Raw genomic sequence first — 15,500 nt, 5'->3', positions numbered from 1 at the left:
AAGAAGATGATGGACACGAAACTTTTTGCCCGTGGCGATGAAGGCGAATGGGTAGACCTTGGACAGGGCAATCGGCGTCGGGTGATCCTGCATACCGACGAGTTGATGCTGGTCGAATTCGCCTTCGAGAAAGGCGGAATCGGCGCACTCCACTCACACCCTCATGTGCAGGGGAGCTATATCGCAGAGGGCAAGTTCGAAGTCACCGTCGGCGAGCGCACGCAGGTTCTTTCCACCGGCGACAGTTTCATTGCTCCATCGGGCGTGGTCCATGGCGTAAAGGCGCTGGAGGCCGGCCGGCTGATCGACAGCTTCACGCCGCACCGCGCCGATTTCCTGAAATAGACCACTTCCAGGAAAAGCGTTTAGCGGCTTTCCGTCCGAAAGTGCGTAGCCTCAACCCACTTCGACGCCGCCTCACCCCTCGCGCAAGGCAAGAGCACGTCCAGCCATCCTCTCGGGGATGGCTGCCGTCGTTCCCCGTTCTACCAGAGGGCCATCCACCTTGATCGTCATCGGGCGCGGGTTCTTTCCGTGTATCGCCATGTCGATCAGCATTTCCGCCGCCTTCTGGCCCATTTCGTAGTTCGGCAGCACCAGCGTCGAAAGCGGCGGATGCGTGTAGCGGGCGAGTTCCTGGTCGTCGTAACCCATTACCGAAAGGTCATGCGGCACGCGAAGCCCGCGCTCCGAAGCTGCTTCGAGCGCCCCGATCGCCATCAGGTCGTTGCCGCAGAAGATGGCGGTCGGCGGATTGTCGATGGCAAGCAGCTCGAGCGCAGCCTCGTAGCCGCGCAAGGGAAGCCAGTCGCCATTGCGCACCAGCGATTCGTCATAGGCGATATCGGCGGTGGCCAGCGCCTGCTTGTAGCCTTTGAGCCGATCGATTGCCGCATCCATCCAAGGTTCGCCGTTGATGAAGCCGATGCGCCGGTGTCCGAGGGAAGTCAGATGCGCCGTCGCCGCGAAGCCTCCGGCGACCTCTCCGGGTACGATCGCCATGTGCTGGCGCGGCTCGGCATAGCAGTTCAGCAGGATGGTGGGGACGCTTGCCAGTTCGCGCGGCACGCTCACCTTTCGTGTGAAGATCGTCGCATAAATCACTCCAGCGATTGCCGGATCGCGCAATACGGCGCGCAGCACGGCGCTCTCCAGGTCGGGGTTGGAACGGGTCGCGTGAGCGGAAACGAGCAGGCCCTGTTCGAAGGCGTAGTCGCGAATTCCGTCGAGGCTGACCACCGGGTGCGGACTGGTCGATATCTCGTCTACGATGAAGGCTATCGTATCCTTTTCGATCGCCGGAGCGCGGGCGAGATCCTGACGGGTATTCGGCAGCCTGTACCCGATCTTGCGCGCCGCTTCGCGCACGCGCGCCCTTGTTTCGGCCGAAATGCGGGCTCCGGACATTTCATTGAGCACGAGGGAAACGCTCGATTGCGAGACACCGGCGATGCGCGCCACGTCGGTCATGGTCGGCCGGCCGCCGCCCGCTTCCTTAGGCGACGCATCGCCCCCATTGCCCTTTGCCATTTCGTTCCCCTGTCCGGCGCTGCAACGCCGCATTCAATTTGTGCATGTGCTAATAACTTTAGCCTTGACTGCTAATAATATTAGCGCAAGGTTTTCCCGTGTGAAGCATAAAGTTGCTCGCAGCCGGTGGAGGAGTACCGGCAAACCGGGAGGAGAGAACACGATGAACAGGATTTCACGTCGCGCGTTCATGCTTGCGGCCACGGCGGCCGGCGCAATCGCCATCGCCGGCACCGTCGCTTTCGCGGAACTGCCAAAACTGGCGCAGAAGGAGACCTATAAGGTCGGTTTCGCGCAAACGGAATCCAACAATCCCTGGCGCATCGCCCAGACAAACAGCATGAAAGCCGAGGCTGAGAAGCTCGGCCATCAACTCGTCTATACGGACGCCGCCGGGTCCGCGGCCAAGCAGGTGGCCGACGTCAACTCCATGATCGCCCAGGGCGTGGACCTGATCTTCCTGGCGCCGCGCGAAGAAAAGCCGTTGATCCCCGCCGTCATGGCCGCCAAGAAGGCCGGCATTCCCGTCATCCTGCTCGACCGCAGCGTCGATCCGTCGCTTGCCAAGGCTGGCGAGGACTACGTGACCTTCATCGGCTCGGATTTCATAGAAGAGGGCAAGCGCATCGCCGAGTGGCTGGTCAAGAATGCCAACGGCAAATCGAAGATCATCGAGCTCGAGGGAACGACCGGCTCGTCGCCGGCCAACGACCGCAAGAAAGGTTTCGACGAGACGATCAAGGCGGCAGGCGGCTTCGAGATCGTCGCTTCTCAGTCGGGCGATTTCGCACGCGACAAGGGCCGGCAGGTCGCCGAGGCCCTGTTGCAGGCGCACCCGGATGCCGACATCGTCTATGCCCACAATGATGAGATGGCGATCGGTGCCATTGCGGCAATAGAGGCGGCGGGCAAGGTCCCGGGCAAGGATGTGCTGGTCTTGTCGATCGACGGCGGCAAGGAGGCGGTTCAGGCGGTCATCGACGGAAAGATCGCTGCGGTGGTCGAGTGCAACCCACGCTTCGGACCCAAGGCCTTCGAGACGATGCTGCGTTACGCCAAGGGCGAGAAGATCGATCCCATGGTCATAAACGAGGACAAGTTCTACGACTCGTCAAACGCGGCTGCCGAACTCGCCAACGCCTACTGACATTCTTCGCCAACCGGCGGGATCGTTCGGTCGGTTGGCGAAGTCCGCAATCGCTGCGAAATCGGCCGCGATAAAGACAGATGGGCATCGGGAGGACTTATGCTTCTGTCCATGCAGGGCATCTGCAAATCGTTCAACGGCATTCCGGCGCTTCGTGCGGCTTCTCTCGAAGTCGGGGAAGCCGAGGTGATGGCACTCGTCGGTCAGAACGGCGCGGGCAAGTCGACCCTCATCAAGATATTGACCGGCGCGTACCGGCGCGACGAGGGTGCGGTCGTCTTTGCGGGAGAGGGCGTATCCTTCAGCATGCCGGCGGAGAGCCAGGCCCGCGGCATCGCGACGATCTACCAGGAGATCAACCTCGCCCCCCAGCGCTCCGTCGCCGAGAACATCTATCTGTCGCGCGAACCCCGCCGCTTCGGCTTGATCGACCGGCGCGCGATGCGCGATGGCGCCGCCGCCGTCCTGCGGGCCTTCAATCTGGAAATCGACGTCGATCAACCTGTCGCCGGCTTCAGCGCCGCTACCCGGCAGATGGTCGCTATCGCGCGCGCCGTGACGCAGAAGGCACGCCTCGTCATCATGGACGAACCGACCTCTTCCCTCGACGAGCGGGAAGTCGGCATTCTTTTCGACACCATAAGGACGCTCAAGCGCGGCGGCGTTTCCGTCGTCTTCATCGGCCATCGTCTCGAGGAGCTCTACCGGATTTGCGACAGGGTCACCATCATGCGTGACGGCAAGACCGTGGCGACCGCCGCAATGGCGGACATGCCGAAGCTCGCATTGGTGCGCCATATGCTGGGCAAAGAACTCGCGGCCTTCGAAGCGATCGCCAAGGACGCGGACGAGGGCGCGCAGCGACCGGTCCGGCTATCGGTCCGGAATGCGGGCGCTGGCGTTCGCGTGCGGGATGTGAGCCTTACGGTGCGCGAAGGCGAGATCTCCGGGCTTGCCGGCCTGCTCGGCTCCGGGCGAACCGAAACGGCCAACCTGATTTTTGGCGCGGACCGGCTGCAGCGCGGCGAAATTCGCTACAATGGCGAAGCCCGCGCCTATCGCCAGCCCGCGGACGCCATTGCCGACGGTATCGGGCTCGTCGCCGAGGACCGGAAGGTCGACGGTATCATTCCCGATATGAGTATCCGCGAAAACATGACGCTCGCGCTTCTGCCGAAGCTCGCCCGCGCCGGCATCGTCGATCGCGCCCGCCAGGATGAAATCGTCGAGCGCTACATCACGGCGCTCGCCATCAAATGCACCTCGCCCGACCAGCCTATCAAGGAACTTTCCGGCGGCAATCAGCAGAAAGTCCTGCTCGGGCGTTGGCTCTGTACCGATCCCAAGCTCCTGATTGTCGACGAGCCGACCCGCGGTATCGATATCGGCGCCAAATCCGAAATCCTGCGCCTCCTGCGCCGGCTCGCAGACGAAGGCCTCGGCGTGCTGATGATTTCGTCCGAACTGGAGGAATTGCTGGCGGCGGCCGACCGGGTGACCGTGCTCAGCGACGGAACCTCGGTCGCCGTGCTGCCGCGCAAGGAATTGAGCGAGGCCGCCCTCTTTGCCGCCATGGCACATCAGGTGGAATAGCATGACGACGATCGAGACACAGGCGACCGCAGGCACCGTCCCCTCCGGCAAACGTTTCTTCACGCTCGCCGGACGTTACGGCACAGTCGCCGCCTTCCTGGCCCTGATCCTGTTCAACGTCGTCTTCACTCCGAACTTCCTGTCGCTGCAGACGCTCAACGTCAATCTCACCCAGGTCGCCACGATCGTGATCGTTGCCATCGGAATGACGCTCGTGATCGCCACCGGCGGCATCGATCTTTCGGTCGGCTCACTGATGGCGATCGGCGGCGCGCTTGCGCCGATGATCTTCATGGGGACGCTGTTTCCGGTCTCCTCCATGCCCGTCGCCGTGGCGCTGGCCTTCGTTCTGCCGGTCGTCGCCACGGGGCTGCTCGGTCTTTTCAACGGTCTGCTCGTGACCCGTTTCGCCATCCAGCCGATCATCGCGACCCTCGTGCTGTTCATCGCAGGCCGCGGCATCGCCCAGGTGATGACCAACGGCAACCTGCAGGTCTTCCGGAACGAAGGGTTCCAGTTCATCGCCCTGGGGCGTGTCGCCGGCATTCCCGCCCAGGTGATCCTGATGATTGCGATCGCCGCGATCGCCTGGGCGGCAATCCGCTACACGGTGCTCGGGCGGCAGGTCATAGCGGTCGGAGGCAACGAGAAGGCGGCCCGTCTGACCGGGATACCCGTCCACCGCGTCAAACTGCTCGTCTACATGATCAGCGGCGCGCTTGCCGGGGTGGCGGGCCTCATCGTCGTCGCGCGCAATTCCGCAAGCGACGCGAACCTCGTCGGCCTCGGCATGGAGCTCGACGCGATCGCCGCAGTCGCGGTCGGCGGCACGCTTCTGACCGGCGGACGGGCAAACATCGTCGGCACCGTGATCGGCGCCCTTGTCATCCAGCTGGTGCGCTACACCCTGCTCGCCAATGGCGTGCCGGACGCGGCTGCCTTGATCGTCAAGGCTGCACTGATCTTACTTGCGGTGTTCATCCAGCAGCGCGCCGGAAAGTCGTGAGGGAGAATGCCGATGAATTCAGTCCTCAAGGCTCTTGCCCTCAAGTCCCCCGGCGATATGGCCCGCCTCGGCGTCATTCTGGCGCTCTTCGGCCTCATCCTGTTCGGAGCGCTGCGTTACGAGAACTTCCTGTCGCAATACAACATCCTGAGCTTCCTGCGTTACAACTCCATGTTCGCGCTAATCGCGCTGGGCATGGCCTTCGTCATCATGACCGGGGGAATCGATCTCTCCGTCGGCGGTACCGCGGCCATGGCGAGCGTCGTCGCCGCGCTTCTGTCGCCCTATCATTGGGCCGCAGGTCTCTTCGGCGGCATTGCGGCGGGTTTTGCCGTCGGAGCATTGAACGGTTTCACCGTTACTGTCATGCGCATCCAGCCCTTTATCGCGACCCTCGCGACCATGCTTGCGGCCTATGGCACCGGCTTGCTGCTTGCGGGAAACCAGTCGGTCTCCGTTTCCTATGACAGCGGCTTCACTTCGATCGGCCAGGACGACTTCCTTGGCTTTCCGATTCCCGCCTGGATCGCCCTTCTCGTCTATGTCGCAGGCTGGCTGGTGCTCGAACGTCTGCCCGTCGGCCGCCATGTGCTGGCGATCGGCGACGGCGAAGCCACAGCCGCATTGATGGGCCTGAAGGTGAGGCGGACGCTCGCCGCCGTCTATGTCGGTTCCGGCGCGCTGGCGGGGCTCGCAGGCGTCATCCTCGCCTCGCAATTCGGAGCCGGCCAACCCACCGAAGGGGTCGGCTGGGAACTCTTCGCGATCGCCTCCGTAGTCGTCGGGGGTACGCTTCTGACAGGCGGTTCGGGCTCGGTGGGGGCGACGCTTGCGGGCGCCCTTCTGCTCGCGATGGTGTTCAACATCCTGAATTTCGAGAACGGCCTTGGGTGGATTTCCCTTTCGGCCTACTGGCAGTCCGTCATCCGCGGCGGCTTCCTGCTGATCGTCGTCGTTCTTCAGGCGCGATTGATGTCACGCCGAATAGGCGAGGAACACGTCTGAGATGCGGCCAGGTTGGTGAAGCCCGCGACAATACGAAAGCGAGAGGAGATGTGATGACTACGACAGCAACACAGGAAACCCGGTCGGGCTACGATTTCAGCGCGTCCGTCGAAGCCTTGCAACGGGAGGGCATCACCGGACTGAAGAGCGCCTTCTCGCGCGAATGGGCAGAAGCGATGCGTGAGGACATGATGACGGCTTTCTGGTCGGCGATTCAGCGGCCGGGTGGCGCCGTCGGCCGTGGGCCGCGCCGCTGGTACGTCGAGATCCATCCGCAGGATTTTTCCGGCTTCGTCGACCTCGTCACCCATCCGTGGGTGGCCGGCATGTGCGAGGCAGTGCTCGGTCCCGACTACCAGATCGTCGAGATCGGCTTCGACGTGCCGTTTCAGGGGGCGAAGTACCAGCCCTGGCATCGCGACTTCCCCTCGCCGCCCGAAACCTACGTCGAGCGCCGCATCACCTCGCTTGCCTTCAACCTCACCGGCGTGGACGTGACGGAGGATATGGGGCCGTTCGAGATCGCGCCCGGCACCCAGTGGTTCGACGGCAGGGAGTGGAAGCATGAAATGTTCCCGCCCAAGGAGAGGTGGCCCGCGTTTCAGGAGCTCGCGACGCGCAAGTATCCGAAGCTGGGCGATGTTTCATGCCGCTCGGCGCTCACGATCCACCGGGGTACGGAACATGCGTCGCCGATCGCCCGCCCGGTCATGGTCCTCGGCGTCGACGCGCCCGGCGCGGGCCACGCCGAACTGCACGACATGATGGTGACTCAGGATTACTTTGATGCCCTGCCCGTTCTGGTGAAGCAGCACCTCGTCTGCAGGGTTGTCGATGAGCTGATCCCCGTCACGCAGAAACACGATATCGAAGGTCTGGTGATGGGCTCGACACCGACCTGAAAGGGTCCGCAGCCCGCTTTCGCCGGAATTCAAAGCGCAACCGTCGCCAAGCCCGGCAGGACTTTGTCCAGGGTCAGCGGGAACTCGCGAACCCTTACCCCGGTGGCGTTATAGACCGCGTTGGCGATCGCCGCGCCGGCACCGCAAACGCCGAGCTCTCCGAGACCCTTCGCGCCGAAAGGGTTGGCCTTGTCATCGTTCTCCTCGATGAACACCACATCGAGGTCTGGAACGTCGCTATTGACTGGAACGTGGTACTCGGCAAGGTCATGATTGACGAAACATCCGTAGCGGCGGTCAAGGACGGATTCCTCCATCAATGCTGCGCCGAGACCCCAGGTCATACCTCCGAGAATCTGTGAACGCGCCGTTTTCGCATTGAGAATACGGCCTGCGCCGATCACGGCGAGCAAGCGCCTCGCACGGATCTCTCCCGTGTCGCAGTCGACGCTGACCTCGGCGAAATGCGCGCCATAGGAATGCTGCGAGAATGCGCGGTAGCTCTCGGTGCTCGCACCGGCCTCGACCGAACCCGTAGCGTCGAGCCCTTGGGGTGCGACACGCCGCATAAATTCCGCCAACGCTTCCGTCCGTTCGCCGAAGCGGACCGCTCCAGCGGCTATCGTGACGTCGTCAGTCCCGGAATTCTGGGCCGGTGTACCCGGTTGCGTGCGCACCGCGTTCACGATCTTCCGTTTCAGCGCTTCGCACGCACGCAAGAGGGCCGTCCCGGCACTTGCCGCTCCCCAGGAACCGCCGGAGCCTGCCGTCAAGGGATAGCGGCTATCCCCAAGCTCGATCGTGATTGCCGCAAGCGGAACGCCCAGGGCATCGGCGGCAATCTGCGTCAGGATGGTGTAGGTCCCCGTACCGATATCGGTCATGTCGAGGCGAGCGGTCACTCGTCCCTCCGCGTCGATCCGAACCGAGGCCGCCGCCGCTCCGATGTAGTTTGGCCGGATCGCAGCGGCCATGCCGAAGCCAACCAGCTTACGGCCTTCGCGCAGGCTGCCCGGTTCCGACCTGCGCCGCTCCCAACTGAAGCGCCGCGCCCCCTCCTGCATGCATGTCACGATGTTACGCGTCGAAAACGGCACCCCGCGCTCGGGATCGAGATCGGGCTCGTTGCGGATCCTGAGCTCGATCGGGTCAAGACCCAGCCGCTCGGCCAACTCGTCCATGGCGCATTCCAGCGCGAGCATGCCCGGCGCCTCGCCCGGAGACCGCATCCACTCGCCTCTGTTGAGGTCGACTGGAACGAGCCGGTGGCGGGTCAGGCGACTGGGTGCGGCATAGAGCGAACGGGCGAAGACCGCCGTCTGCTCGCAGAATTCCTCAACTCGAGAGGTTGCCGACCAGACATCGTGTCCGAGAGCCAGCAGTTTTCCGTCGGCGCTCGCGCCCAATCGAACGTTCTGGAGCATTTCCGCACGGTGCCCGGCATTGGCGAACATTTGCTGGCGCGTTAGGGCGACCTTGACGGGTCTTCCGAGAATGCGCGCGGCCAGAGCTGCGAGCACCGAATCGGCATGCACGATGAGTTTGGAGCCGAAACCACCACCGATGTAACGGCTGATCACGCGCACGCGCTCGAGCGGAATGCCGAGCGTAGCAGCGAGGCCGGCTCGAAAGTTCGAGAGGGTCTGCGCCGAAGTATGGATGGTCACGTCGTCACCCTGCCAGATCGCCAATGTCGCATGCGGCTCCATCGGATTGTGGTGCTGGTAGGGCGTACGGTAGGTCATGTCGATCCGTACCGCCGCCTCGGCAAAGGCCGCATCGAAATCGCCCACTGCGCTATCCGTATCGAAGCCTGCATTGGTCCGCTGCGGTGCGTAGGCCGCTCCGCGGCGCTCTTCGAGGCCGAAGTCGCCGGCTGCTTCTTCGTAGCGAACCTGGATGAGGGCCGCGGCGGCGCGTGCGGCCTCGAAGGTCTCGCCGACCACAAGTGCGATCGGCTCGTCATAGTGGCGAATGCGGCCGTCGCGAAGCACGGGCCGCGCACGGGTGAAAACCTCGCGCACGGCCGGCGTAACGGCCGGACCGAATTCCGGTTGGGGCGGTGCATTCAGATGCGTCATCACGTGAAGGACGCCCGGCGTTCGTTCGGCTAGGCCGGTTTCGATTTCCAGAATGCGGCCTTTGGCGATGCCCGCACCCAGCACAAAACCGAAAGCCGAAGGCGGGCCCTCCGCGACTTCGTAGGCATAGGTAGCGGTACCGGTAACCTTGACCGGTCCATCGACGCGGTCGACGGGTCTGCCTATGAGGCTGCCGCCGCTTGTGGTATCTCGCTGCGCCTTATCTGTCATTGTTTCCACCAGTCTGCTCGGGTCACGCTTGTTCGGCCGCGGAAGAGAGCGTGTAACGCACCGTCCGCTTGCCCAAGGGAATCTTGAAGTCGTTGCCGCCATGTCCGACGGCTCCCGCCAGGGCGGCCTCCGCCGCGTCCGTCAGCACATTGTCCGATAGTGCCGCGCCCGCGAGCCTGCTCTCGGTTTCCAGTGCCCGCCAGGGTTTCGGCGCGACGCCGCCCAAGGCGACACGAGCGGTTCGCACCCGATTGCCGGAAACCTCGATGATTGCTGCAACGGAAACGAGGGCGAACGCGTAGGAGGCACGGTCGCGCACCTTGCGATATGCCTGCCGGCCCGCGGGTGGTGGCGGCAGAGTAACGCCCGTGATCATTTCCCCGTGGGCAAGCACGGTCTCCTGGTGGGGCGTCGTGCCGGGCAGCCGGTAGAGATCTCCGATCGGGATCGAACGCGTTTCACCTCCCGGAGAGACCGTCTCGACGTTCGCGTCGAGCACCGCCATCGCGACCGCCATGTCTGAGGGATGCACGGCAATGCACGCCTGGCTCGTTCCGATGACCGCATGCATCCGGTTGAAGCCCCTGAGCGCGGCGCAACCGGCGCCCGGTTCTCGCTTGTTGCAAGGCATGTTGCGGTTGTAGAAGTAGGGGCATCGCGTGCGTTGGAGAAGGTTGCCGCCTGTCGAAGCCTTGTTTCGTATCTGGCCGGAGGCGCCCGCCAGCAGCGCCTGAGACAGAGCCGGGTAGCGGGACCTGACTATCGGATCGGCGGCGAGATCGCTATTGCGGACCTGAGCGCCGATATGCAATCCGCCCTCCTCGGTCGGCTCGATGCGGTCAAGTCCCAAACGGCCGATGTCGACGAGATGCTCCGGCCGCTCGATGCCCAGCTTCATCAGGTCCAGGAGATTGGTGCCTCCTGCGATGAAACGTGCCGCCGGCCTGCCCGCCACAGCCGCAACGGCCGTTTCCACTGTGTCTGCCCGCTGATAGGAGAAGGGTTGCATGCTTCATGGCCTCTCTGCCGCATCGCGAATGGCGGCTACGATGTTGGGGTAAGCGGCGCAACGGCAGATATTGCCGCTCATGCGCTCGCGGATTTCGGCCTCGGTGAGATTGGTCGGAGCGGCCGCAACATCCGCGCTTGCGTGGCTTGGCCAACCTTCCCTGACCTCCCGCAGCATTCCGACTGCGGAGCAAATCTGTCCGGGTGTGCAATAGCCGCACTGAAAGCCGTCGTGTTCGATAAATGCCGCTTGCATCGGGTGAAGTTCGTCCTCACCTGCAAGCCCCTCGATCGTGGTGATCTCATCCCCTTCATGCATCGCGGCGAGCGTCAGACAGGCATTGATCCGGCGTCCGTTCACCAGAACGGTGCAGGCTCCGCATTGACCATGGTCGCAACCCTTTTTCGAACCGGTGAGAACGAGATGGTTGCGCAAGGTGTCGAGCAGCGTGGTCCGCGGATCCAGTTCCACGGCGATGTTATTGGAATTGATGTTGAGCAGCACCGGCAGCGTGGGCGTCGGGGTTTCCGGCGGTGCGGCAACGGCAGCACCGGTTGCAGCGGCACGCCCGACAGGCAGGCCGGCGATGAGGAGCAGCGTCGTGGCTGCACCGCCCTCGAGCACCGCTCTTCGCGTCGGTCCAATGTCCTTTTGCGTTTCGTCCATGAGTCATCTCCGGATTCGACTGCGAGGTGGCTGCACGCCGCCTGGAACACACCGAGCAGCGCGCATCGACACGACGCAACATGGCCGCCCGCGCCTGCCGTTTCTTCCAGGAAATCGGCGGGATTATCAGGATTCCGGAATAACTTTTGACCGATAAGCGTGCGGGGTGACGCCTCGCAGGCGCTTGAATGTCGTGGTGAAGTGGCTCTGGCTCGAGAAGCCGCAGGCCAATGCGATCGCGCTCAGCGTAGTGTCGGTCTCGCACAGGAGCGCCTCCGAGCGCCGGATGCGTTCCTCGAGCACATAGGCGTAAGGCGCGAAGCCAGTCGTGACTTTGAAGCGACGCGCAAAAGAATCCGAGGCAACACCGGCGACATCGGCCAAATCGCCGAGGGAAATGTCGCCATCCAAATGTGCGTCGACATAATCACGGACCCGTTTGACGACGCGGCTGCCAAGGGAGCCATGGCGGGGAGCCGGGACGGGCTCATCAGCGAAGCCACGTATCCGCAAAGTGACGAGTGCAATCAGATGATCCACATAGGCCGAATCGGGGATATGGCCGTTGGATATCTCGCTACTCAGCGATTTCAACAGCGCGCTGATCACAGTGTCGCTCTTGTTTATCAGCACCGGTAAATCCTTCAGGTGTTCACTGGCGGGAGAGATAGACCGGGGATCGATCCACAGGGCGGAATAGGTAAGATCGACGTCGCGATAGGCACCGAGGCGTTCCACCCCCGCGGGCACGAACGTTATCGCACCGGATCGGTCCCGCCCCTCATAAACCATCTTCCCATCGGATCGGATGGAGGTCTGCGATGTGGCGCCTTCCTCCGTCAGAACGAGTACGTGATGCGGCGCCGTCCAGCGAAGTTCGGCTTCCCGGCATGTCCACCGCCGACGATCAAAAACGACCGAGGAACCGGGCCAAGAAGCTGTCGTGGGCTGCGCCGGCTGCTCTCCGGCAGTCCGAATTCGCCCACTACCGAAAAGCGGCCTGAAAGACATATCTATCTTCCTGTGTTCCACCGAACCAAAAACGCGCCGGCGCCCATGCGCCATCGCCATGCCCCAAGGGTCCCACTTTCTCGCCCGCACGAACTGTCCAGCATCCACGCCGATTGCGCTATCAAACCATGTTCAAAGTGTCGTGTAGTGGCTCCCACCAGCCAAGACCAACGGGCACTGCCGGGGCAATTCCTCGCATGATGCGACCGTTTACATCAGGCTGTCGCAACGTCTTTCGGTTGAGATGCGTTATCTTTTGACAAGTCCGTCCCACTGGACCCAAACTGCCGCAAACGGGCGAAGAAAACGCGATGACGAAGAGTGTTTCCGTAGGTGAGGAAAAGCATGCTCCAGACCGCCTACTGACGCCGCGGCGTTCGCGAACATTGGCAATCCTTGTCGCTCTCGTCGTGGGATTGGTCGTCTGCTATTTCCTCGCCGTGCCCTTCCTCCCCGCGCTCACATGGGCGCTCGTGCTCACTGTGATGTTCCGGCCGCTGCATCGTCGGATCGAAAAACGGCTCCGCTACCCGGAAGCCGCGGCCGCGGCGACCGTGGCGATCGCCGCCTTCGTCGTGGCTGTTCCGCTCACCTTCATGGCGGAACGATTGGTGAACGAAGCTGCCAAAGGGGCACAGATCGTCGAGGAAGCGGTGAGGTCGGGCACCTGGCGCGATGCGCTCGCCAATTATCCACGCCTTGCGCCGGTCGTCGTCTGGATCGAAACGCAGCTTGATCTTGCCGGAATCGCTGGTAGTGCGACCAGTTGGCTGACCAACTTCAGCGCCTCATTCGTACGTGGTTCCGTTGCCCAGATCGTCGACGCCATCCTGACATTCTATTTTCTGTTCTATTTCCTGCGCGACGGCCAGCAAGCACTGGGCGCGCTGAAGGAATATTCCCCTCTCAGCTCGCAGGAGATGAACCGGCTGTTCACGCGGGTAAACGAAACGGTGCAGGCCGTCGTCTTCGGCACGGTGGCCGTTGCTGCCGTACAGGGCGCGATGGGCGGCCTGATTTTCTGGTTGCTCGGTCTGCCGGCGCCTGTGGTCTGGGGTCTCGCCATGGGCTTGCTCGCCGTGGTGCCGGTGCTCGGCGCCTTTATCGTCTGGCTTCCGGCCGCGCTGTCGCTGGCCTTGGGGGGCGAGTGGGGAAAGGCGCTCATACTCGTCGCCTGGGGTGCCGGAGTGGTTGCGACCATCGACAATCTTCTCTACCCCATTTTCGTGGGAGACCGCCTGAAGCTCCACACGCTGACGGCCTTCATGAGCATGATCGGAGGGATAATCGTATTCGGGTCGGCGGGGCTGGTGATCGGTCCGGTAGCCTTCACGGTAACGCTGCTGCTCCTGGATATCTGGCGCCGGCATAATTCGAATCCCGAGGCCTGAGCGCTGCGGATAAATCGAAGCCCACAGCACACGACCGCCGGACAAAAAAAGGTCCGCCTGGAGAACCAGGCGGCCCCTTTCATGAGGCAAGCAGTCAGGCGAGGATCACCACGATCTCCAGCGACGACGGTTCCACGATGACGATCCTGCCATCGGCGAGGACGAAGAACAGGTAGCCTTCGTATCTTGGGACGATCTTCACGATGCGGGTCGGCAGCGGCCTCAGCTTGACCTTGACGGTCTCCGGCACTGCCACTCCGACGGATACATCGAAGTCGACGTCGATTGGCTCGACGTTTTCTTCCTTGATGACCTGCGTGATTTCGGTTTTCTGCTCTACCGTCACGTCGACATTTCCGGAAGAACCGGAGGTCTGACCCTGCTCGGTCGACTGGGACTCGCCTTCAGCGGGCTGCTCGGTTTCGCCCTGCGCGGGCTGCTGCTCGGAGTCCTGCTGCTCGGTCCCCTTCTCCTGGGTTTGCGAGCCGCCTTGATCCTGCTGCGTCCCGGTTTCGCCTTGCTGGTCCTGCTGCTGGTCAGGCTGCTTCTCTTGATCTTGCTGATCCTGCTGCTGGCCGGTACCTTGATCCGCCGGTTGCTGCTGATCGGAGGGCTGTTGCTGATCTGCCGGCTGCTGCTGGTCCTGGCCCGTCTGCCCCTGCTGTGTCGCACCCCCTTGAGCATCAGGCTGCTGATCCTGTTGCGCGCCGCCTTGCGGACATTCCGTGCCCGCCGGGCATTCGGTGGACTGGCCCTGTGCCGGCTGTTCCGTCTGCGCAAAGACCGGGGTGGACGCAACCCCGAGACTTAAAGCGAGCGCACTCTTGATAAGGATACCCTTCATCGGATGTTCTCCATTCGAACGTCCCTTCAGGTAGCCAACTGCGGATTGACAGGATTGTTCCCTGGCAACCCGCCTGTGCAGAGTAGAGCGTTTCAGTTTTCACTGAAACGCTCTAGGACGGAAAACCGCTACACAGTTGGAAGTAATCTAAACCTGGATGCCGCCCGCCCCGGCCCCACCGGAACGGACCGGTCCTTCGAACAGTCCCAAATCGTCGCGGCTGAATGCGGCAAGCGTCCATGCGGCAGGATCGGCTGCGCCTCGCGGGTGATAAACCAGCCTGTCCGGACCTTCGATCCGGCGCATCGCCTCATGGTCGATCACGCCGGATCGTGCCGCTTCAGCCGCACGTTCACGGTCACCTTCGAACGCGTCGTCGACGAGTTCGTGCGTGAGCATAATCCCTTTGCGGGGGAGACCACGGCTGTCCTCCCGGGTCAACATGACCACGGCGACGCCGAGTTCTTCGGCCACTTCCTGCTCGACCAATACCTCGAACACTGACATTGGACCCTCCATCGATGTCCCGGCGGCGGCGCCGCAACCGCAAAGGCGTCCTCGCTACCCGTCGTCGGGGATGTGCGAATCGACGCCAAGGGTTTGAAGATTGTTGCGAACCTCCAGGACCCCGGGCACTGCCTCCACAGCTGCCGCGAGCCGGCGCGCCATCGCCAAGGTTTCGACAGCACCCTCCAGGGTCACGACGCCTCTATCGGCGCGCACGTCGATGCTGTTTGCCTCGGCTTCATCGCTTTGGCCAAGCAGATCCGTGATCACCGCTTCGAGTTCGTCGCTGTCGATGCGGTCCGGCGGCAGAGGACGACCATTGTCCGCGGGATTTTCCTCAAGACCGTCCGCGCCGGCCTCATCCACGATGAAGCCCTTTCCGCGGTCCTCATCGAAATTCGCGCCGGTAGCGCCATAGCTTCTGTTTTCGGGGCTGCGCGAGGTACTGCCGCTACCGTCCGAGTAGGGCCATCCTTCGCGAAGATCGCGCTCCTCATAGTCGCGATAGTCCTCGTCGCGCGAGAGCGCCTTTTCCTTACGGGGCACTTTCATTGCGATCTCCTTTCATTCTGCAGAG

General features: G+C 62.9%; 15 protein-coding genes. 7 read left to right on the top strand and 8 right to left on the bottom strand.

The genetic code is table 11. The annotated features are described in order from the left end of the window. Positions 1-6 precede the first annotated feature (6 nt). On the top strand, positions 7-345 hold the full coding sequence (locus M1D43_RS21720; protein ID WP_010975771.1) for a cupin domain-containing protein: 339 nt from the start codon (positions 7-9) through the stop codon (positions 343-345). A gap of 72 nt (positions 346-417) precedes the next feature. Here M1D43_RS21720 and M1D43_RS21715 read toward each other — a convergent pair whose 3' ends face one another. Then, a complete protein-coding gene (locus tag M1D43_RS21715) occupies positions 418-1,530 on the bottom strand; it encodes a LacI family DNA-binding transcriptional regulator (RefSeq protein ID WP_014527172.1) in 1,113 nt (370 codons plus the stop codon). A gap of 163 nt (positions 1,531-1,693) precedes the next feature. Here M1D43_RS21715 and M1D43_RS21710 point away from each other — a divergent pair, with 163 nt between their 5' ends. The 5 genes from M1D43_RS21710 (at position 1,694) to M1D43_RS21690 (ending at position 7,183) form a co-directional block, all read left to right on the top strand. Further along, a complete protein-coding gene (locus M1D43_RS21710; protein ID WP_010975769.1) occupies positions 1,694-2,677 on the top strand; it encodes an ABC transporter substrate-binding protein in 984 nt (327 codons plus the stop codon). Positions 2,678-2,776: 99 nt separating this feature from the next. Beyond that, the gene (locus M1D43_RS21705; RefSeq protein WP_010975768.1) at positions 2,777-4,270 is read left to right on the top strand and encodes a sugar ABC transporter ATP-binding protein; all 1,494 of its coding nucleotides are present in this window, start codon (positions 2,777-2,779) and stop codon (positions 4,268-4,270) included. Position 4,271: 1 nt separating this feature from the next. Next, positions 4,272-5,276, top strand: coding sequence for an ABC transporter permease (locus M1D43_RS21700; RefSeq protein WP_014527173.1), 1,005 nt, complete (start codon positions 4,272-4,274; stop codon positions 5,274-5,276). Between the two features lie 12 nt (positions 5,277-5,288). Further along, the gene (locus tag M1D43_RS21695; RefSeq protein ID WP_498814226.1) at positions 5,289-6,281 is read left to right on the top strand and encodes an ABC transporter permease; all 993 of its coding nucleotides are present in this window, start codon (positions 5,289-5,291) and stop codon (positions 6,279-6,281) included. Positions 6,282-6,334: 53 nt separating this feature from the next. Beyond that, positions 6,335-7,183 (top strand): phytanoyl-CoA dioxygenase family protein, encoded by an 849-nt coding sequence (locus M1D43_RS21690; RefSeq protein WP_014527175.1) that lies wholly within the window; start codon positions 6,335-6,337, stop codon positions 7,181-7,183. A 29-nt stretch (positions 7,184-7,212) separates the two neighbouring features. Here M1D43_RS21690 and M1D43_RS21685 read toward each other — a convergent pair whose 3' ends face one another. From M1D43_RS21685 to M1D43_RS21670, 4 genes are all read right to left on the bottom strand, one after another. Then, the gene (locus M1D43_RS21685; RefSeq protein ID WP_014527176.1) at positions 7,213-9,495 is read right to left on the bottom strand and encodes a xanthine dehydrogenase family protein molybdopterin-binding subunit; all 2,283 of its coding nucleotides are present in this window, start codon (positions 9,493-9,495) and stop codon (positions 7,213-7,215) included. Between the two features lie 22 nt (positions 9,496-9,517). Beyond that, a complete protein-coding gene (locus M1D43_RS21680) occupies positions 9,518-10,504 on the bottom strand; it encodes an FAD binding domain-containing protein (RefSeq protein ID WP_014527177.1) in 987 nt (328 codons plus the stop codon). Between the two features lie 3 nt (positions 10,505-10,507). After that, entirely contained in the window at positions 10,508-11,170 is a 663-nt protein-coding gene (locus tag M1D43_RS21675) for a 2Fe-2S iron-sulfur cluster-binding protein (protein WP_127603624.1), read from the bottom strand. A gap of 126 nt (positions 11,171-11,296) precedes the next feature. Further along, positions 11,297-12,181 carry a helix-turn-helix domain-containing protein gene (locus M1D43_RS21670; RefSeq protein ID WP_013850669.1) on the bottom strand — a complete coding sequence of 295 codons (885 nt, stop codon included), beginning with the start codon at positions 12,179-12,181 and terminating at the stop codon, positions 11,297-11,299. A 311-nt stretch (positions 12,182-12,492) separates the two neighbouring features. Here M1D43_RS21670 and M1D43_RS21665 point away from each other — a divergent pair, with 311 nt between their 5' ends. Beyond that, positions 12,493-13,572 carry an AI-2E family transporter gene (locus M1D43_RS21665; RefSeq protein WP_014527179.1) on the top strand — a complete coding sequence of 360 codons (1,080 nt, stop codon included), beginning with the start codon at positions 12,493-12,495 and terminating at the stop codon, positions 13,570-13,572. A 94-nt stretch (positions 13,573-13,666) separates the two neighbouring features. On the opposite strand, the gene M1D43_RS21660 is transcribed toward M1D43_RS21665, so the two are convergent. The 3 genes from M1D43_RS21660 to M1D43_RS21650 form a co-directional block, all read right to left on the bottom strand. Beyond that, a complete protein-coding gene (locus tag M1D43_RS21660; RefSeq protein WP_014527180.1) occupies positions 13,667-14,416 on the bottom strand; it encodes a DUF1236 domain-containing protein in 750 nt (249 codons plus the stop codon). Positions 14,417-14,563: 147 nt separating this feature from the next. Beyond that, positions 14,564-14,923, bottom strand: coding sequence for a hypothetical protein (locus M1D43_RS21655; RefSeq protein WP_013850672.1), 360 nt, complete (start codon positions 14,921-14,923; stop codon positions 14,564-14,566). Positions 14,924-14,977: 54 nt separating this feature from the next. Then, a complete protein-coding gene (locus M1D43_RS21650; RefSeq protein ID WP_010975756.1) occupies positions 14,978-15,475 on the bottom strand; it encodes a BON domain-containing protein in 498 nt (165 codons plus the stop codon). Positions 15,476-15,500 lie beyond the last annotated feature (25 nt).

This window comes from Ensifer sp. R1-3 (assembly GCF_056739175.1).
This window is presented reverse-complemented; position numbering and strand designations above follow the sequence as displayed.